Origin of the sequence: Paenibacillus sp. FSL K6-1122 (assembly GCF_037977015.1) — a bacterium.
GTDB lineage: Bacteria > Bacillota > Bacilli > Paenibacillales > Paenibacillaceae > Paenibacillus > Paenibacillus amylolyticus.
Genome location: NZ_CP150272.1, coordinates 2,536,382 through 2,554,566, shown reverse-complemented (window position 1 = coordinate 2,554,566; position 18,185 = coordinate 2,536,382). Strand labels below are relative to the sequence as shown.

The 18,185-nt window shown below is 45.2% G+C and carries 21 protein-coding genes; 1 reads left to right on the top strand and 20 read right to left on the bottom strand.

Annotated elements, in window-relative coordinates; all coding sequences use genetic code 11:
* Nucleotides 1–134: 134 nt before the first annotated feature.
* The 10 genes from NSQ20_RS11390 to rplS form a co-directional block, all read right to left on the bottom strand.
* Nucleotides 135–686 (bottom strand): nitroreductase, encoded by a 552-nt coding sequence (locus NSQ20_RS11390; protein ID WP_338708461.1) that lies wholly within the window; start codon nt 684–686, stop codon nt 135–137.
* Between the two features lie 281 nt (nt 687–967).
* Nucleotides 968–2,158, bottom strand: a complete 1,191-nt coding sequence (locus NSQ20_RS11385; protein ID WP_340032465.1) for a carboxypeptidase-like regulatory domain-containing protein — start codon at nt 2,156–2,158, stop codon at nt 968–970.
* A gap of 57 nt (nt 2,159–2,215) precedes the next feature.
* A complete protein-coding gene (locus NSQ20_RS11380) occupies nt 2,216–2,377 on the bottom strand; it encodes a paeninodin family lasso peptide (protein ID WP_139331839.1) in 162 nt (53 codons plus the stop codon).
* A 320-nt stretch (nt 2,378–2,697) separates the two neighbouring features.
* Nucleotides 2,698–3,096 carry a YraN family protein gene (locus tag NSQ20_RS11375; protein WP_340032464.1) on the bottom strand — a complete coding sequence of 133 codons (399 nt, stop codon included), beginning with the start codon at nt 3,094–3,096 and terminating at the stop codon, nt 2,698–2,700.
* Nucleotides 3,090–3,401 (bottom strand): EscU/YscU/HrcU family type III secretion system export apparatus switch protein, encoded by a 312-nt coding sequence (locus tag NSQ20_RS11370; protein ID WP_036609395.1) that lies wholly within the window; start codon nt 3,399–3,401, stop codon nt 3,090–3,092. The genes NSQ20_RS11375 and NSQ20_RS11370 overlap by 7 nt, the downstream gene beginning before the upstream one ends.
* A complete protein-coding gene (locus NSQ20_RS11365) occupies nt 3,398–5,431 on the bottom strand; it encodes a DNA ligase (protein WP_340032463.1) in 2,034 nt (677 codons plus the stop codon). Before NSQ20_RS11365 ends, NSQ20_RS11370 begins: the two co-directional genes overlap by 4 nt.
* A 30-nt stretch (nt 5,432–5,461) precedes the next feature.
* On the bottom strand, nt 5,462–6,163 hold the full coding sequence (locus NSQ20_RS11360; RefSeq protein ID WP_340032462.1) for a ribonuclease HII: 702 nt from the start codon (nt 6,161–6,163) through the stop codon (nt 5,462–5,464).
* A 462-nt stretch (nt 6,164–6,625) separates the two neighbouring features.
* Complete coding sequence (ylqF, locus tag NSQ20_RS11355) at nt 6,626–7,489, bottom strand: ribosome biogenesis GTPase YlqF (RefSeq protein ID WP_017689210.1); 864 nt, start codon at nt 7,487–7,489, stop codon at nt 6,626–6,628.
* Between the two features lie 30 nt (nt 7,490–7,519).
* On the bottom strand, nt 7,520–8,140 hold the full coding sequence (lepB, locus tag NSQ20_RS11350) for a signal peptidase I (protein WP_036609449.1): 621 nt from the start codon (nt 8,138–8,140) through the stop codon (nt 7,520–7,522).
* Between the two features lie 357 nt (nt 8,141–8,497).
* Entirely contained in the window at nt 8,498–8,839 is a 342-nt protein-coding gene (rplS, locus tag NSQ20_RS11345) for a 50S ribosomal protein L19 (RefSeq protein ID WP_017689212.1), read from the bottom strand.
* A 357-nt stretch (nt 8,840–9,196) separates the two neighbouring features.
* Here rplS and NSQ20_RS11340 point away from each other — a divergent pair, with 357 nt between their 5' ends.
* Nucleotides 9,197–10,099, top strand: a complete 903-nt coding sequence (locus tag NSQ20_RS11340; RefSeq protein WP_235200753.1) for a polysaccharide deacetylase family protein — start codon at nt 9,197–9,199, stop codon at nt 10,097–10,099.
* Between the two features lie 3 nt (nt 10,100–10,102).
* On the opposite strand, the gene NSQ20_RS11335 is transcribed toward NSQ20_RS11340, so the two are convergent.
* The 10 genes from NSQ20_RS11335 to ftsY all read right to left on the bottom strand — a co-directional run bounded on the left by NSQ20_RS11335 (nt 10,103) and on the right by ftsY (nt 18,093).
* A complete protein-coding gene (locus NSQ20_RS11335; protein WP_076326824.1) occupies nt 10,103–11,350 on the bottom strand; it encodes a hypothetical protein in 1,248 nt (415 codons plus the stop codon).
* A gap of 154 nt (nt 11,351–11,504) precedes the next feature.
* Entirely contained in the window at nt 11,505–11,879 is a 375-nt protein-coding gene (locus NSQ20_RS11330) for a VOC family protein (RefSeq protein WP_036609452.1), read from the bottom strand.
* Nucleotides 11,880–12,066: 187 nt separating this feature from the next.
* Entirely contained in the window at nt 12,067–12,834 is a 768-nt protein-coding gene (gene trmD / locus NSQ20_RS11325; RefSeq protein ID WP_036670343.1) for a tRNA (guanosine(37)-N1)-methyltransferase TrmD, read from the bottom strand.
* A 1-nt stretch (nt 12,835) separates the two neighbouring features.
* Nucleotides 12,836–13,348 carry a ribosome maturation factor RimM gene (gene rimM, locus NSQ20_RS11320; protein WP_036609454.1) on the bottom strand — a complete coding sequence of 171 codons (513 nt, stop codon included), beginning with the start codon at nt 13,346–13,348 and terminating at the stop codon, nt 12,836–12,838.
* A 301-nt stretch (nt 13,349–13,649) separates the two neighbouring features.
* The gene (locus NSQ20_RS11315) at nt 13,650–13,880 is read right to left on the bottom strand and encodes a KH domain-containing protein (protein WP_017689218.1); all 231 of its coding nucleotides are present in this window, start codon (nt 13,878–13,880) and stop codon (nt 13,650–13,652) included.
* Between the two features lie 23 nt (nt 13,881–13,903).
* Nucleotides 13,904–14,176: a 30S ribosomal protein S16 gene (gene rpsP / locus NSQ20_RS11310; protein WP_017689219.1), complete on the bottom strand. Its 273-nt coding sequence runs from the start codon at nt 14,174–14,176 to the stop codon at nt 13,904–13,906.
* Nucleotides 14,177–14,229: 53 nt separating this feature from the next.
* Nucleotides 14,230–15,609, bottom strand: coding sequence for a signal recognition particle protein (ffh, locus tag NSQ20_RS11305; protein WP_017689220.1), 1,380 nt, complete (start codon nt 15,607–15,609; stop codon nt 14,230–14,232).
* Nucleotides 15,610–15,672: 63 nt separating this feature from the next.
* Nucleotides 15,673–16,023, bottom strand: a complete 351-nt coding sequence (ylxM, locus tag NSQ20_RS11300; RefSeq protein ID WP_017689221.1) for a YlxM family DNA-binding protein — start codon at nt 16,021–16,023, stop codon at nt 15,673–15,675.
* Nucleotides 16,024–16,285: 262 nt separating this feature from the next.
* Complete coding sequence (locus NSQ20_RS11295; RefSeq protein ID WP_017689222.1) at nt 16,286–16,933, bottom strand: hemolysin III family protein; 648 nt, start codon at nt 16,931–16,933, stop codon at nt 16,286–16,288.
* Nucleotides 16,934–17,079: 146 nt separating this feature from the next.
* On the bottom strand, nt 17,080–18,093 hold the full coding sequence (gene ftsY / locus NSQ20_RS11290; protein WP_036609455.1) for a signal recognition particle-docking protein FtsY: 1,014 nt from the start codon (nt 18,091–18,093) through the stop codon (nt 17,080–17,082).
* Nucleotides 18,094–18,185: the final 92 nt, after the last annotated feature.

The window sequence follows — 18,185 nt, the reverse complement described above, 5'->3', positions numbered from 1 at the left end:
ATTCTACAATGCGGATACACCAACATGACAAAAAAACGTACAAGCCCTTCTCTTCTGTGAAGAAAGGTACTTGTACGTGGATTTCCCCTGTAAACGTAAGGGGATCTTATATAGCTAAGGTCTACAATAATTTATTATTCAAAAAGAGTGAGTTTGTCCTTGGCTGGTGTGCGTTCTTTGGCAGAAGGAATAACATCAGGGTAACCCATATAAATCATGCCTACAATCTTCTCTCCCGCCTCTATTCCAAGCGATTTGCGGAATTTGGGAGCGTACAAAAATGGCTTGGTCACCCAGAACGTTCCAATGTCTTCACTCCAGGCTGCAAGCATAAAGTTTTGAACCAATGCACTAACCGCAGCGAAGTCTTCGTCCCAGATATTCTGTCTTGGATCTTCTTCCAGCACAACAAGCATAACGGATGGAACTTGCATAATATTGGGTGAGAATTTGTTGTCTTCTCCCATTTCTGCATCAATAGCCTCCGCCAGTTTCTTCCGTCCATTTCCGGTAAACAACAAAAATCTCCAAGGTTCACGCAGTTTATGGTTAGGAGCCCAGACTGCCGTATCCAGCAAATCTATAATCTGCTGTGTAGGAACAGCTTCTTTTTTGAATTTTTTCACCGTACGACGGTTTTGAATCGCATTTCTGACTTCATTTGTTGTTTTCGTAGCTTTACTCATCGGCCGTACCTCCTGTTTATAAAATCATTTGCAACCGCAATAGTGATTCGCGGCCTTGTACATTCAATATAATTTCTTTATGACATAATAAAATACCAGTTTACCTTCTTGATTATACACCCATCTGATCACGAGATTCAAAGGGGAGGCAAAGGTCAGTACCGTTAGGGTCATTCCAACAGAAAAGACGACTCTGAATCTTGATTCACCACGAGGGATCATAAAGTCAGAACCGTCTTTTATTCTCATGTTATTGATTCACATATCATATCAACGAGTAATCAATCGTCGTAACTCTCCCCTTCAAACGTGCCATTCCCTTCAAATGTGCCATTAATAAAATCCATTTTGTTGTACTTCTCCTGGTTACCTGCAACATCTGTACTATAGTACTCTACCACCTTGACATCAGGGGCATAAAACTTGACGGGTCCTTCATAGTTTTTCCATTCTCCCCCATTGATTCGATATTGCGTTGTTTTTACACCCGAGCCTTTGACTTCGTCTGTTGCCTGAAGTCTGAATGTAAATCCTTTGATGTATATTTTCCCGTTCACAGTATCTGTAATAGGAACTAATCTGTACTTGGTTCCTGGAGGTGTAATATCTGCATCCTTCTTAAGTACGATATTAAACGTATTATGATCTCCTTTTACAAGAGTAACGCTTAGGCTCGTTTTTAGATATCCTGCTGCTTCTCCCGTTATCGTTCTAGCCCCTGTTGGTACGCGCTTTATTAAATAGTTGCCTTGAGCATCTGTTGTTGCCGAACCTCCAACATTAACTTTAGCCCCACTTACTGGATTGCCCGACTCATCTACAACTTTTCCCCGCACGTGTGCCGCCTCTGCCAAAACAACATCCATTCTCAAGGTTCCTCCCTCCCGGACACCCAAGCGATCCTGTTCATATAACATATAATCATCGGCATCTACCCATATTGCAATGTTCGGATTATAGGCGTAATCAATTCCTGTAACCGCATATCGACCTTGCTGATCAGTTTTCACTATACGATCAAAGACACTTGTTACTTTTATACGAGCATCTGGAACCGGTCTGCCTGCCTGATCTTTGACTGTTCCTACAATCGTGGATGGCTCATAAATACGAAAATCAAGTTGTATTTGCTCTCCACCCCTTAAACTATAGGAAGTGTAATGTCGATACGGCACATACCCCTCTGCTTCAACTGAAAAGGTAAATACAGTATAGTTCTCAACGGATTCAATAATACGATAATTCCCACTCTCATCTGTCTCCACGCTGTGTTCCTTATTCCCATAATCAAGCCAATACTTGACTGTGGCGTCCTTGACAGGCAATCCCTGACGATCAATCACTTTACCTGACACACTAACCGCATTGTCAGATTCAGCAGCATAAGAAACTCCGGAATACATGATTCCAAACAAAATGAAACATAAAGATAGTGTACTTAGTCGAATGATCCATTTGATACTTGTCTGCATCTTCTCACTACACCTCATTTATTTTATTGATCAAACATTGCTCTTTAACCTCTTAAATTAACTGACCATAAGTTCAAGCTTCCAGAATTCTCCGTCCCAAACATATTGCCAAATCCCCTGTCCACCGTTCATGGTCTCGCTGATATCCAGTACTTCCATCCGAGGGCACTCCCATACTTGTTTTACTGTGTTGTTCGAAGTATTCTGAAGCTCTTTCATACATCCCACCAACCTCTCTTTAAATTTCAACTTTCTTAGTTCATTACAAATGATACATTTTGTATCTATAAATTTCTGAAATACAATGATTTTATTATCAATGCTCTATCCTCTGTTTAATGATTTCATAGTTAAATCAAAAAAAGCCGCAGATCCTGTATAAATAGGAACTACGGCTTTAATATATTAACTAATTTTAAAACTAAAACGAATGCAAAGATAAGACATAATTAAACTTGTACTTCGAAATAACTGACCGACTCACATTAAAAAGATACAATTCGTATCAATTAATACAGCAATAACTTCGAGTGTAATTCTTAAAAAGCATTAACAATATGATTCACAGAGACAATTTCTCCTGCTTGATCAAGCATTACAGCAATTACATCAAAACGGATCTGAAGTTCCGTCTCTCCCGTCATTTGCAAATACACGGATGCGGTTGAACGTACCTGCTGCATTTTACGCATATCAACCGATTCCTGAGGTGTACCGTACTGAGCGGCTCCACTTCTGCTTCTTACTTCCACAAAGACAATCAGGCCCTCGCAGGAAGCAATGATGTCAATCTCACCGCTACGGCAACGCCAGTTCTGTCTAATGATCCGATAATCGTGCTCTCGCAACCATTGACAGGCAGCCTCTTCACCTAATCGGCCTTTCTGCTGTCGTGTGAGCTTTAATTCTGGCTCCTGACCCAATCTACGTTCTACCATGACTCATTTTCCTCACGTCCTGAGGCCATGCGATCTGCACGGTAGACGTACGTTAGCACCTCTGCGACCAGTTGATACAGTTCTGCCGGAATCTGTTCATCCAGATCCAACTTGGAGAGCACCTCCACAAGTGCTGCATCCTCCTGAACAGCCACGCCGTTTTCTCTGGCTTTATCCAGAATGGCTTCTGCCACTTTGCCGCGCCCCTTGGCTACAACAACAGGTGCTTCACTCTCTCCAGGGACATACTTTAGGGCAACCGCCTTTTTGGAAAGCAGGTCCGGTTGTGACGACTCGTCTTTCATACCTTCAAGTCCACCCCTTTGTATCGTTCAGGACTATAGTCCGAGGCCCGCGTTTTTCGTTCCGCGCCCGGTTCCTGGCCCGCAGGCCACGGTTCCGCCTTGAAGGTCAGCAGTTGATAGCCCAGCTTGTCCAATGCCTGATGGATCACCTCTCGTCCGCTCTCCAGAAGCGGTCCCATTCCTTCGCGATCATTTAATACACGCAGACTGACAATGTTATTAACCACATGGACATCTACCAGAGTAGGCCCAAGACTTTTCATGTCCAGATCAAACCACAGACGGCAATTGGAGGCATCCAGTTCCCCACGTTGACCTCTGCGAGACTGAATCTGAACAGACGCCGTTTCTTCCCCGTCCGGTCCAGTGATCGGAATAAACCAGTGCATCTGTGCAAATGTAGCACTGCGATCTGTCGTTAGCAATAACTGCTGACCTGTCAGATATTGCACGGCCTGTCCGGCGGCATCCTTAAGCGCCGCCGGTGCACCTTCGCTGCTGGCGAGCTGCAGCAGCAAGCCCTTCAGCGTGTCCGCATTCGCCGGACTCGCCGCATCCCCCACGCGCGGCTGCACTGCCGCGCCGTGAACGGCCTGCTGCTCGTGCTCCGCACCGAGCAGCTTCAGCACGCGCCCCACCCACGGGTCCCCCTCGTGGGTGACAGGCGCGTGCACTGCCGCAGCTCCCGCAGGTGCTGCGGCACTACCGCCAGCCGGCGGCGCATCAGCGCCGGCTGGCAACGGCTGCGGCACGCCTCCGGCAGCCGCAGCCGCCTGGCCGCCCTGCGATGCAGGGGCGGCCTGTGCTGCAGTGGACGCGCTGCGCAAGGCGTCCAGCAGCGTCAGCAGCTTGGGCGCCAGCTGCGCTGCCGTAGGCGCTGCTGGCGCTGCCTGGCCTGCTGCGGACGGCGCCCCCGCAGCAACAGGCGTTTCAGCGCGACCGTCAGTCCGCCCGGCCGCGCCTGCTTCAGGCTGGCCTGCACTTGCACGGCCAGCCACAGATTCTGCTGCCGCCCCCGGTGTACCCGGGCGGCTCCCGACTTGGCCCGCGTCAGCCCCGCGCGGGCTCTCGCCAGGTATTCCGGTTCCAGACGGAATACCTGCACCCCCTTTGCCAGCCGTTTCAACGTTGCTAGCAACTGCCTTGGCCCCGGCTTCAGCATTCGCTGTGCCTCCGCCGGTCTGCACATTTCCTTTCACCGCAGTACCTGCATCCTCTGTCCCGCCATCCGTCATGGATTTAGATCCCGCCAAAGCTGCTTGTCCTTGTTGCGTTGACAAAGCAGGTGTTCCGGTTCCAGTCACCTGACGACCATTGCCTGACGCAGCCAATCCTTCTTCCATCTGTGCTTCATTCAGCACGACGGGTACACCAGCCACAACAGTTGGTTTCATCGCATCAGATTGTTCTCCAGGCAATAGCGGTTTACCTGTTGTTTGAGTCAGCATCGTTTCCAACTGATCAGCCAACCCGCTTAACAACTGGTGCAGAGGGGGACCAAACACCGTCTGGTGTAATCCTTTTACTGTTTCCGCCGTAACCGGAAGACCACGCTGAAAAGCAATTCCCGTCGCCTGCACCCATTCTTCCACAGGGACCTGTGCAGGTTTAGCTGTCATCATATTCTGGACCATAGCCACATTATCCTTCGTTAGTGGCAATCCGCTACGCTGCATGGCAAGTAACAGTTCCCGGTTCCCTTTTGTATCCGGCAGTCCTACATCCTTAAGCAGGTTGTTCAGCGAAGCTTGTGGCAACTCAGCAAGTGTACCCGTCATAGGTTTCATTACCGTTATGCCATTTTCACCTGGAGGCTGCACTTGAAGCAACGTGGTCTCACCCGGACGGAGTGGAGTCTCCAACTTGGCGCGCACTTGCACACCTTGAATCTGCAGAACTGCTTCTCCCCCATCATCGGATACACTAACGACGGAGCCACGAACCACCTGACCTTCCTTTAATTCAAGCGGTTTGGCATTGCCGGGCTTACTGTCTCCCATTAACCCCTTTATCATGGAACCGATATTCAAATCTCTCCCCCTCCTTTCTTCAAACCTGTGTTAAAACAAAGATTGCTGCTCTCCAAGCAGGTTGCCCAGAAAACTGCGCCGATGCATCGGGGTTGCCCCCAATGCCATAATCTGCTCCCGATGAACTTTTGTTGCATATCCTTTATGTATCGACAAACCATATTCCGGATATAACGTATCCCATTCTTCCTTACACAGCCGATCTCGCGTTACCTTGGCAATAATAGATGCCGCTGCGATCGATTGACTATTAGCATCACCTTTAATAATGGACAGTTGAGGTACATTCACATCCACCTTTTCGGCATCCACCAGCATATAATCAGGAGTTTCTCCCAATGCTTCAACCGCACGTTTCATCGCAAGTCTCGCAGCCTGTTTGATATTAAGCCGATCAATCGTCTCTGCATCCGCGTACCCGATACCTACCGCCAGCGCTTTTTCCATAATGACGTCATATAATGCATCACGTTTTTTCTCCGTTAATTTCTTGGAGTCATTCACACCTTCCAGGATGAGATCCTTCGGTAAAATAACCGCCGCTGCGACAACATCCCCAAACAAACAGCCCCGTCCTACCTCATCAATGCCAGCAATACGATCAAATCCACTGTCCCAATACTCCCGCTCATAGAGCAACAGATCTCGAGGTTCACTGGCTTCTTTTTTCTTCTTTGGTCCAATCGGAGTATCCAGTAGATTCAACCCGATCTCTTCATTATTTTCAACCATAACGCTCATCTCCTCTACCCACGCTTTTTCAGCATACGTATCACTTACAATTTTATAATATAGACGTAGATCCTCTGTCTTTTGTTCTGTACAACCTGTCACTCTCAATAAAACTTTTCCTTGAGATTTACAATATAAAGATAGTGATGTCTTCATTTATCGGTATTTGATGGTTTAAATTGAATATATCAGACCTCGTCTAATTTAAATTGCACCACCATTTATCATAGCACGATTTAGATGCACCTGATATATAGGTCAGCCAATTCCATAAAGCGTACTGTTCTTCAATCCTCTTCCATTTTATCGTTTTCGACGTATGTTCCAGCTCTACTTCCACGTTTGTATACACAAAAAAACGACCGCTCCCGGTAATCCGGTAACGGCCGCTTCTTTCGGCACTTGTATATATGAAATGAACAGATAAAGATAATGATCTTCATCGTGTAGAGTCCATTTTTTTTAATAGGGAGCTTCCATAGAGAAACGTCCCATTTTACCCGCTCGCAGTTCACGCAGAAATGCTCGTGATGCCTTTTCCAGATCAATGCGTCCACCGCTTACAATGCAACCACGTATACGGCCAACTTGTTCCATAATCGCAATAACACTGTCTGAATCATCTGCATCCTTGGAGAACTCCTGAAGTCCATATCTCTCTTCAAGGGCGTCCCAGTAATAACGCATCAGGTAACTGATTCCAAAAAAGGCGATATCCTCTGCATTCAAAATTTCCTCTTTGATCGCACCAGTTACGGCAAGACGATAACCTACATTTTGATCTTCGAACTTAGGCCAAAGAATACCTGGAGTATCCAATAACTCCATTTCTTTGCCTACCTTGATCCACTGTTGCCCCTTCGTCACACCAGGACGATCTCCTGTTAACGCAATACTCCGTCCAGCCAGTCGGTTAATCAGTGTTGATTTACCTACATTGGGAATCCCTACGATCAACCCGCGAACCGCACGAGGATTAATCCCTTTAGCAATTTGACGGTCAATTTTTTCTTTAAGAAGAAGCTTGGCCTGCACGGGAATATCTTTAACATTGGTTCCCGTCGAAGCATCTACAGGAAAAGCGGTAATTCCTTCTTTTTTGAAATATTCAATCCATTCTTGCGTCACTTTTGCATCTGCCAAATCCGATTTGTTCAACAAAATCATCCGGGGTTTATCCAGCAATATTTCGTCAATCATTGGATTACGGCTGGAGACAGGCAGACGGGCATCCAATAGTTCGATGACCACGTCGATGAGCTTTAACTTATCCTGAATCTGGCGTCTGGCTCGAGTCATATGACCTGGAAACCATTGTATCGTCAACTTGTCTTCACCTCATTATTTACTTCAATTTCAGTGGTTGATCCACTTAATCTCACCGATCGGCCAGAAAATCACATCTGCACGACCAATAATATCTTTTAACGAAACATAACCGATCATACGGCTGTCTGTACTATTTGGACGGTTATCTCCCATGACAAACACATGACCTGCCGGCACTTTGCCATCAGGGAACTGTTCATTCGGGAAATCCTTCACGTTATAGGTTCCACCATTTGCTTCAGCTGCATCAATGGCTCCTTGAATATACGTTTCATCAACCTTTTTACCGTTAACCATCACGGTATCGTCTTGAACCTCAACGGTATCACCTTCTACAGCAATAACACGTTTAATGAAATCTCGACCTTCGGATGGTACGTGGAAGACGATAACTTCACCGCGCTTCGGTTCTCTGATATCATATAAGATTTCGTTGACGATCACACGTTCACCCGTTTCAAAGTTCGGCTGCATGGACGGACCGTCCACAACAAACGGTTTGAAGAGCAACCACCGAATGAGAATGACGAGAACTAATGCGATAACAATGGCTTTAAGCCATTCAACAATTTCATTTTTGGCTTTTTTGGATCGACTATCTTTCTCTTCGGCAGGATTGCCCCGGTCATGTTGAACTTCTTGTTCCATTCAAGATCTTCCTCTCTTCACAGTACATGTTTATAGCAGTACACACATCCAGCATTCTGTATCGTTCCAATAACTCAATGGATGGATACAAAACATTCACATCAGTTATGTAATCTTACACCAAGCATTACAGTACATTTAATCCACAATTCAAATGCCTTCAAGAGGTTGTTCAAAAAGTCGGTACTGAAACCGGTCTTTTGAACACGCACTTCAATAACTGATTTTACAATCCTCCCGGACTATTCCCCGCATGTGTTGCCATACCATTTTACTCGGAAGTGTACCTCCGGTTCAACTTTTCCCGGACAAAAACGAAAAGGGCTTGTCTCCAAGCCCTTCCCGGTATCCGTTATATTAACGAATTTCTTTAATTCTCGCTGCTTTACCGCGTAGTTCACGAAGATAATAAAGCTTCGCACGACGAACTTTACCACGGCGAGCCACTTCGATTCTATCGATTTTAGGGGAATGAAGCGGGAAAGCTCTTTCCACACCTACACCGTAAGAAATTTTACGAACTGTAAAAGTCTCACTGATTCCACCACCACGGCGTTTAATCACAACACCTTCGAACAATTGGATACGCTCGCGAGTTCCCTCGATTACCTTAACGTGCACTTTCAAAGTGTCACCAGGACGAAAACTCGGAAGATCCTTGCGAAGTTGTTCTTGTGTAATCGCTTGAACGATATTCATCTATGACTCCCTCCTTCCATACAGGCGTTCATACTTCTTCCAGAGATCACCTTGTCTCCTTCATCATCCATAGAGGACCGCCGTATTCCACATAACAGACTTATTGTATCACGCAGCATATCAAAACACAAGAGAAATTAAACAAATGCCTATTGTTCAATCTGCCACTCTGAAACTCATCCATCACATGTTAACTTCATTCTAAAATACATTCTCCCGTATGGAAAGTGAATCAACGCTCTCATCTGCAAGTCAACCTGATACAGGAAAAAATACTGTAACTTCCAGTGTAGTAATATCGTCTATGATATAACTTATTGACCACTTTAAAAGGAGAATCCCAAGACTTATGAAATATTGGAAAAGATCACACTTGCCCTACTCGCCATGCTCACATGCTCCATTACACTATATTCATATGCCGTAACTCACCCAACGAATGCACTGTCACACAAAGCCTGCACATCCTGGGACATAGTCAAACGCAAAGCATTCGAGCTGTCACACACTGACTTCTCTAACCAATCTGTGCTGATGTATCATTACATAGAGCCCAAACTGAATAATCACGAGACAGATAATAAATCCATCATTAATCTGGAGGATTTTGAGCAAAATATGAAATACCTGCATGATGAAGGCTACCGCACGATTACATTGAATCAGCTTGAACAATATGTTAGCGGGAAGATTTCCCTGCCACAGAAGTCCATTGTAATTACCTTTGATGACGGATACCAGAACAATTATACTTTAGCTTACCCTGTGCTTCAGAAATATAATTTTCATGCCTCGCTGTTTGTCATAGGCAGTAAAATTCAAGATCAACCTTCGGAATTTGAGCCCGCCATTAACAGTTTCATCTCCAAACCAGAGATGCAGGCAGCAACTGACGTATTTGAATTCAATAGCCATACCTATAACCTGCATCACAAGGGATTTATGCGCTGTGGTAACAGTGTTCCTGTCGGTCTGGACACCAGTCTTCTGGATGATGATATCCAGCATATGAAGCAAACCGGAATAGACACACCTTATTTGGCCTATCCTTTTGGTTATACCAGCACACAGATGATCTACAAGTTACAGCAACATGGATATCGCATGGCTTTTACCGTAAAGTCTGGATTTGTGCATCCAGGAGATCATCCCATGAAGCTGCCTCGCTTGACGGTCACGACAGGTACTGATTTGGCGACCTTGCTTCAACCCGAATCCAGTCCGCAGAACGAACCATTTGCATCGGAGAATGACCAGTAAAACCTAGATTTTAACTTCACCGCCCGGATACAGAGTCGAGTTATACAGCCTTTTAAGCTGTGGCTTGGCTCTTTTTGCATCGGTAAGTGATAATGTCATCGGAGAGCTGGAATAAATCACTGCTTCCTCTGCGTCATAGATGATGATCTGTTCTTTCCCCGTCTGAACCAGGTCTGCATGTACCGCATATCCCTCTTTCGGGAATTCAGTAACCGTTTTCATATCTCCATCTACCAAAGAAGGCAACACATCTCCACCTCTACGATACGCCAAAATATAATCGAGTCCACCTTCATCCCAGTTACATACAGGCTCTATAATGGTTAACCAGCCAGGAGTCGTGCGGTTTTCTTTCCATATTTCTTGCCCTGCGCTATCCAGCATGAACATTCCATCCTTACCATTCTCATCCCCACGGACAATCCGGTCCAGACCTGCAATCTGTAAACCTATCATTCCAGTACAAAAATGGCCTAATGCAATATGCTGTGATTCAATCGAATCTTCATAACGCCACTTCTCATTACCATAGCGGTCCATCATGACCGTAACACTGCCACCGATAACAATCTCGACTTCCCCATCACCATCAACGTCGCTAAACCATATACAGTCAGCATGATCATCGAGATTATGACAAGACCATAACAACGTCCCATCATGATCCAGCATGTCATATCCGGCCATCACTTCATCTTTCCCATCTCCATCGATGTCATATACCCATGGAAAATGTCCCGGATTCCCTTCATGCTTCCATAACAAATTAAAATCATGGTCGAGTGCCCATAACGTCTTATAGCGGTCTTTCAGTATAATGTCCATTTTCTGCTGGTTACCCGTCAGGTTGGTGAGAATAATGCAGTCATGTGCTTCATCACCTGGCAGATCACGTGTTTCTTTAATCTCTCCGGTCCGGCCATCCAACACCAGAAATTGTTTGTCCATGACACACAATACTTCATTATTTCCATCTCCATCCCAATCTGCTACCTGAGCGGGATAGTCTGAACCCGGACCCCCTGCATCGGGATCAGGAGTTCCGACCTGCCATAGTAATGTTCCTTCCAGATCAAATGCAGTCAAACAACATACCTGATGCGGGACGTACCGATCGTCTATACCCCCATCTGCCTGTACCAGCAACATTTCAAGTCTGCTATCCCCGTTTAGATCTCCCAAAAGCATTTTGCAGCGTTCTCCGGCTTGGCTAATATTTAGTCTGGCGATTTCATAAGGCTGAATGCTCATCATCTTCCTCCTCAGCTTATCGTTGTTATTCAAATCCAGCTGAGTTCACCATAAAGAAAACCCCTGTTTTTTACAACCCTATTATGTGGTCATGCAAAAATGTTCAAAGCTGCAAAAAAGTGCCTACGTAATTAAACGATTTAAACGAATGATTTTAAGCCCACTCTAAAAACTCAAGACGATTGCCAAAAGGATCATTTATATAGAAACGTCTTACACCTTCATCTGCCCTTGCTTCGTCATCGACAATATGAATTTGGTTATGAATGAGATGATCACGCAACTGATCCAAATGTTGTACATGAAAAGCCGGATGAGCTTTTGTGGCGGGAATAAAATCTTTTTGTACGCCAATATGCACTTGGTGTCTACCACACTCGAACCATACACCACCCCGTTTTCTCAGAATTTCAGGTTTGGGAATCTCCGTCCAGCCCAGTACTTTATGGAAAAAATGACGTGCCTCCGCTTCACAAGATTCAGGTGCTGCGAGCTGAATATGATCAAGACCAATAATATTGTAAGTCATTCATACACCGCCTTTGGTTTCATTTAGTGAAACTGAGTTTTAAAATATACCTCCATTTTATAGAATAACCCATTGAATATCCAGCTTTCTTTACAAAACACATAAGAAAAGCCAACCTTTGGTATCAAGGTTGGCTTTTTCAAACTCTATAAAAAGATATATTTACGTGTTTATACGATACTTATACTTACTCTGTGCTATGTTTACGGTTTGAGCGTATCTTTTTCAACCAAATACGTTCTTTATCCGTCAAATCAGCCGTTTCCAACATCTCCGGTCTGCGCTCCAGCGTACGAAGCAACGACTGTTCTCTACGCCATGCCTCAATGTTCAGATGATGTCCCGACAACAGCATATCCGGTACTTTCATGCCCCTAAACTCGGGTGGACGTGTGTAGTGTGGATATTCGAGGAGTCCAGTACTGAATGAATCCGTCACAGCACTTGTCTCATTGCCAAGCACACCGGGAATAAGACGTACGATGCTGTCGATCGCAACCATAGCAGGCAATTCCCCACCAGTGAGCACGTAATCACCAATGGATAGTTCATCCGTCACGAGAAATTCGCGAATTCGCTCATCGTAACCTTCATAATGTCCACATATAAAAATCAGATGATCTTCCTGTACAAGTTCTTCTGCTTTTTTCTGTGTAAACGTCTCACCTTGCGGACACATTAAAATGATACGTGGAGCTTTCATGGTTGCCGCGGCTTCTCCGCGTTGCTCCAGTACATCTTCAACAGCAGCAAAGATCGGATCTGGTTTTAGCACCATGCCTCCACCCCCACCGTAAGGAGCATCATCGACCGTATTATGTTTATTTGTGGCATAATTACGGAAGTTGGTTGCACCGAGGGACACCAGCCCCTTCGTTTGGGCTTTACCCAGAATGCTTGCTCCGAATACGCCATCAAACATCTCCGGGAATAGTGTTAATACATCCACTTTCATGTTACAGCAGCCCTTCCATCAGGTGAATCTTCACTTGCTGCTGTTCGATGTCCACATCAAGTACTACATCATCAATAACGGGAATCAGCACTTCTTTACCTGCTGGCGTTTTGACAACCCATACATCATTGGCACCCGGAGTCAAAATTTCAGAGATAGTTCCAAGCGTTTCACCCTCTTCGGTGATAACCGAACACCCAACGATTTGATGGAAGTAGTATTCACCTTCCTCCAGCTCAGCGAGGTTCTCTTTTAACACTTTGGCCATACCGCCTTTAAACTTCTCTACTTCATTAATATTGCCATACTCTTTCAGACGAAGAATATACATATTTTTATGCAAACGTGCAGATTCCACGTTAACCATGACTGGATGATTATCTGGTGTAAAGAAAAACAACTCTGCATTTTTCGCGAAACGCACTTCCGGGAAATCGGTTATAGGCATGATTCTCACCTCACCGCGAATTCCATGCGTATTAACGATTTTACCTACATTCATAAACTCTGCCATACGTTCCTCCTACGAAATTAAATCAAACTAAACAGCTACTTCGACTCTCGTACGGTCGTTCCGGCGACGGTTCGTTCTTTCGATCGCTGTTACCCCCTCATTTTTCGAACTTACTTTAAAAGGTGAAAATGAGGTGATAAAGGCGAACGCTGACGCTTCTCCAGAATCGATCCCGTCCCCTGCACTGCTCCGAAGTCACTCATACCCAAAATATTTTAATTCAATATCTAATTCAACATATTAAGTTCAGCATGCACGAAAAGGGGCTAGGACATGCATCCTAACCCCCTTTCGTATATCTTTAAGATATGATATCAACGGTAACCCGTTTATCCATCTTAACTGCTGCTGATGTGACGACCGTACGAAGTGATTTCGCGATTCGTCCTTGTTTACCAATTACCTTCCCGACATCGTCAGGATGAACAGTTAACTCATAAACGACAAGCCGGTCTTTCTCAACCGTCCGAACCGTCACATCTTCCGGATGATCGACTAAAGCCTTAGCAATTATGCTTACTAATTCTTCCATAGATGACCCTCCGAATCAGCACTTTATTTAGATAATTTAGACTCGTGGAACTTCTTCATCACGCCCGCTTTGCTAAGCAAGTTGCGGACAGTGTCAGATGCTTGTGCACCGTTTTGAAGCCATGCCAATGCTTTATCTTCATCGATCTTAACAACAGCCGGTTGTTCAACCGGGTTGTAGTAACCGATCTCCTCGATAAAACGACCGTCACGTGGGGAACGGGAATCCGATACCACTACGCGGTAGAAAGGAGCTTTGTGAGCACCCATACGTTTCAGACGAATACGAACTGCCATTTGAAAATTCACCTCCTTCAATGAAATCTGTATATGATCCAGCTTCGCTTAAATCAACGGAAAGGAAACTTCATTCCTTTACCCATACCTTTAAGCTGCTTCATCGCTTTATTTTTACCGCCGCCTTTAGGTCCCATCATATCCGAGAACTGTTTCATCATGCGGCGCATCTCATCAAATTGCTTGATCAGACGATTTACTTCAGCCAGAGATGTTCCGCTTCCGGTAGCAATACGCTTCCGGCGGCTATGGTTGATCATGTCCGGGTTACGTTTCTCTTCGGTCGTCATTGAGTAAACGATCGCTTCGATCCGGCCCATCTGTTTATCATCAACCTTCAGATCCTTGGCTTGTTTCATCTTGCCCATGCCGGGGATCATATCCATGATCTGATCGATTGGTCCCAGCTTTTTCACTTGATCCATCTGCTCCAGGAAATCTTCAAACGTGAATTCTGCATTACGCATCTTCCGTTCCATTTCCTTGGCTTTATCGGTATCAATGTTTAATTGTGCTTTCTCAATCAGAGATAACATATCACCCATACCGAGGATCCGTGAAGCCATACGTTCCGGGTGGAACGGCTCCAAAGCGTCAAGTTTCTCTCCAAGGGAAGCAAACTTGATTGGACAACCCGTAACTGCTTTGACGGAAAGCGCAGCACCACCACGAGTATCTCCATCCAGCTTTGTCAGGACAACCCCGGTCAGATTAAGCTGCTGGTTAAAGTGTTCTGCTACGTTAACCGCATCCTGACCTGTCATGCTGTCTACGACAAGCAGTACTTCATCCGGATTCACTACGCTGTGAATCTGGCGAAGTTCTTCCATCAGTTCTTCATCAACATGCAGACGTCCAGCTGTATCGATAATAACATAGTCATTACCGTTATCCTTCGCATGTTGAAGACCTTGACGTGCGATCTCAACAGGGCTTGTCTGATCTCCCAGTGTGAATACCGGCGCTTTGATCTGCTCGCCAAGTACTTGCAACTGTTTGATCGCTGCGGGACGATAAATATCTCCTGCAACAAGCAATGGTCTGCTGTTTTGCTTTTGCAGCATTTTAGCCAGTTTACCCGATGTGGTTGTTTTACCAGCACCCTGCAAACCAACCATCATCAGCACCGTAGGCGGTTTGTTCGCTTTAGCCAGTTTCGCTTGGCTTCCACCCATCAAATCCGTTAGTTCCTTGTTAACGATGTCGATGATGACCATTCCTGGCGTGAAGCTCTCCATCACTTCTTTGCCAACAGCCTTCTCTTTCACCTTGGCGATGAATTCCTTGACCACTTTGAAGTTTACATCCGCTTCGAGCAATGCCAGACGTACCTCGCGCATAGCCTCGGCTACATCTTCATCAGACACCTTGCCTTTGCCGCGCAGCTTGCTGAACACATTCTGTAATCGGGTCGTTAATCCTTCAAATGCCATGATCCCACCTCCTTAAGCTTTAATACTGTTTGCAAGACCGATACGTTCCGCTCAGCCAATATTTCATTCACTAAGCTGAGCAACGATATCGTGTATTTGTTTGTTGTTATCAATGGAGACGCCTGCGCGTTCCAATGCATTTTGCAAATCTTCAAGATTGCGATTACGCCGTTCATGCTTTTCCAGCAAGCCCAGCTTGCTTTCGTAATTTTCCAGCACTTGTTCGGCACGCTTGATATGCTCGTATACCGCCTGGCGGCTGATCTCAAACTCGGCTGCAATTTCACCAAGTGAGAAATCGTCATGAAAGTAATACTTTAGAAAAGTCTGCTGTTTCTCGGTAAGTAACAATTCATAAAAAGCAAACAGCAAGTTAATCCGGTTTGTCTTCTCAAGCCGATTTTCTTGACTCACATCGGGGCACTCCCTTCGTCAAGGAAAAACACTTTACACTCTTGCAACGTTCCTAATAATACCTAAAACAAATCAGGTTGTCAAGCAAAAATACTTGTCACAATAAAAACAGCTCTGATGATACGTTATTTCGATGTTTAACGGGTGGTTTATGCCCTTCTTCACTACAAGCAAATTCTATCTGTGTCCCTGCGACCCACCTCTATGTAGAAGAAAAAACGAATGCGTCTCAGTCCGTGGAGATGCATCCGTTTATGGTGTTCTAACGAAGTGGTGTCAGGTACAGCAGTACCATAAAGAAATGAAGAATACTGCCTGCTAACACAAAGAGATGCCAAATCGCATGGTGGTACGGAAATCCACGCCATACATAAAAGAGCGTACCAAGTGTATACATCAGGCCTCCAGCAACCAGCAACACAATGCCGCCTGTAGGAATGGCCGCCATAAGAGGTTGCCAGGCAATAACGATCAGCCAGCCCATCGCAATATAGAAAATCGTGGACATGAATAGAAACTTTTTCGTAAAAAATGCCTTAAAGATCACGCCGAATAATGCGATACCCCAGATTATGCCAAACAGGGTCCATCCAAGTGTACCGCGAACAGCAATAAACAAAAGCGGAGTGTACGATCCCGCAATAAATAAATAAATGGAAGAATGGTCGAAAATCTCAAATAAATCTTTCACTTTTCCATCTTTCCATGCATGCACGAGTGTAGAACTTGTATAGAGCAACAGCATGGTGATTCCGTAGATCGTGAAACTGACCACATGCCAAGCCGTGCCTTTCATACTTGAAAATACAATCAATATCACCAGTGCAGCTACACTGAGTGCAGCGCCGATTCCATGTGTCACCGCATTGGCGACTTCTTCACGGCGAGAATAGGTATACGTATTGGCCATTTTCAACCGTCCTTTCTAACCCTTTAACATTGCCTGCTTTATTCCTCCATTATACACGTATTGCCAGTGACATTACACGTGACACTTATCACGTATATCACTGGCAATACGGTTAACATTATTAATTCATTCTATTATTAATGATTCTAGGAATTAGCTTCCTCTTCTTCAGCACTTTCCGCTGGCTGTTCTTGGATCAATCCGGCGAACAAGGCATGCACAAATTGCTCCGAATCAAACGGCTGCAGATCATCAATTTTCTCACCCAGTCCTACGAGCTTCACAGGCAAGTCCAGCTCCTGACGGATCGCAACAACGATCCCCCCTTTGGCTGTTCCATCCAGTTTCGTCAGTACGAGGCCAGTTACACCGCTTTTCTCACCGAAAAGTTTAGCCTGGTTTAAAGCATTTTGACCTGTTGTTGCATCCAGTACCATCAGTACTTCATGCGGAGCATCCGGAATTTCACGCTGAATGACACGATAGATCTTGTTAAGCTCGTCCATCAGGTTAGATTTGTTTTGCAGACGACCTGCTGTATCACAGAGCAGAACATCCGCACCCCGTTGTTTCGCTGCTTGTACCGCATCATACATAACCGCTGCTGGATCAGAACCAGATTGCTGTTTGATCACATCGACACCGGCACGTTGCCCCCATACTTCCAGCTGTTCAATGGCTCCGGCACGGAACGTATCTCCAGCTGCCATGATGACTTTTTTACCTTGTTGTTTAAATCGATGTGCCAGCTTGCCAATCGTTGTTGTTTTACCAACACCGTTAACACCAACAAACAAAATGACGGTAATGCCATCCGGGTTCATTTTCAATTCGTTATTCTGTTCACCGCGAAGAAGACCCGTCAGTTTCTCGGACAATACAGGCTGCAGCTCAGCCGCATCCTCAATTTTGCGTTTTTTCACCTCAACGCGCAGGTCTTCGATCAGATTCATGACTGTATTCACACCAACGTCTGCTCCGATCAAAATCTCTTCCAGTTCTTCATAGAACTCTTCATCGATTTTTTTGCGACGGATTACGAGATCCGACACTTTTTCCACTAACCCTTTACGTGTCTTTTCCAATCCATCCTTAAACTGTTTGGTGACCGACTCCGTTTTGCTTGCAATGCTGTCTCTAAGCTTTTTAAAAAAACTCATAAAGCCCCTCCATCGTGTACATAATCTAAGCGGTTTTGCAAAAATGCTCAATCTGAATGATTTTCAATGATTACAATGAGTTCGTTTGTCTC

Coding starts and splice junctions, on each gene's coding strand:
- NSQ20_RS11315 (WP_017689218.1), bottom strand. CDS start 13,880: ATGGAAGAATTAGTAAGCATAATTGCTAAGGCTTTAGTCGATCATCCG.
- NSQ20_RS11375 (WP_340032464.1), bottom strand. CDS start 3,096: ATGGTAGAACGTAGATTGGGTCAGGAGCCAGAATTAAAGCTCACACGA.
- trmD (WP_036670343.1), bottom strand. CDS start 12,834: ATGAAAGTGGATGTATTAACACTATTCCCGGAGATGTTTGATGGCGTA.
- NSQ20_RS11330 (WP_036609452.1), bottom strand. CDS start 11,879: ATGACTTACAATATTATTGGTCTTGATCATATTCAGCTCGCAGCACCT.
- NSQ20_RS11335 (WP_076326824.1), bottom strand. CDS start 11,350: ATGAGCATTCAGCCTTATGAAATCGCCAGACTAAATATTAGCCAAGCC.
- rpsP (WP_017689219.1), bottom strand. CDS start 14,176: ATGGCAGTTCGTATTCGTCTGAAACGTATGGGTGCTCACAAAGCTCCT.
- ftsY (WP_036609455.1), bottom strand. CDS start 18,093: ATGAGTTTTTTTAAAAAGCTTAGAGACAGCATTGCAAGCAAAACGGAG.
- NSQ20_RS11385 (WP_340032465.1), bottom strand. CDS start 2,158: ATGCAGACAAGTATCAAATGGATCATTCGACTAAGTACACTATCTTTA.
- ffh (WP_017689220.1), bottom strand. CDS start 15,609: ATGGCATTTGAAGGATTAACGACCCGATTACAGAATGTGTTCAGCAAG.
- lepB (WP_036609449.1), bottom strand. CDS start 8,140: ATGGAACAAGAAGTTCAACATGACCGGGGCAATCCTGCCGAAGAGAAA.
- rimM (WP_036609454.1), bottom strand. CDS start 13,348: ATGGCAGAGTTTATGAATGTAGGTAAAATCGTTAATACGCATGGAATT.
- NSQ20_RS11380 (WP_139331839.1), bottom strand. CDS start 2,377: ATGAAAGAGCTTCAGAATACTTCGAACAACACAGTAAAACAAGTATGG.
- NSQ20_RS11390 (WP_338708461.1), bottom strand. CDS start 686: ATGAGTAAAGCTACGAAAACAACAAATGAAGTCAGAAATGCGATTCAA.
- NSQ20_RS11360 (WP_340032462.1), bottom strand. CDS start 6,163: ATGGTTGAAAATAATGAAGAGATCGGGTTGAATCTACTGGATACTCCG.
- NSQ20_RS11295 (WP_017689222.1), bottom strand. CDS start 16,933: ATGGCCAATACGTATACCTATTCTCGCCGTGAAGAAGTCGCCAATGCG.
- rplS (WP_017689212.1), bottom strand. CDS start 8,839: ATGAATATCGTTCAAGCGATTACACAAGAACAACTTCGCAAGGATCTT.
- NSQ20_RS11370 (WP_036609395.1), bottom strand. CDS start 3,401: ATGAAAGACGAGTCGTCACAACCGGACCTGCTTTCCAAAAAGGCGGTT.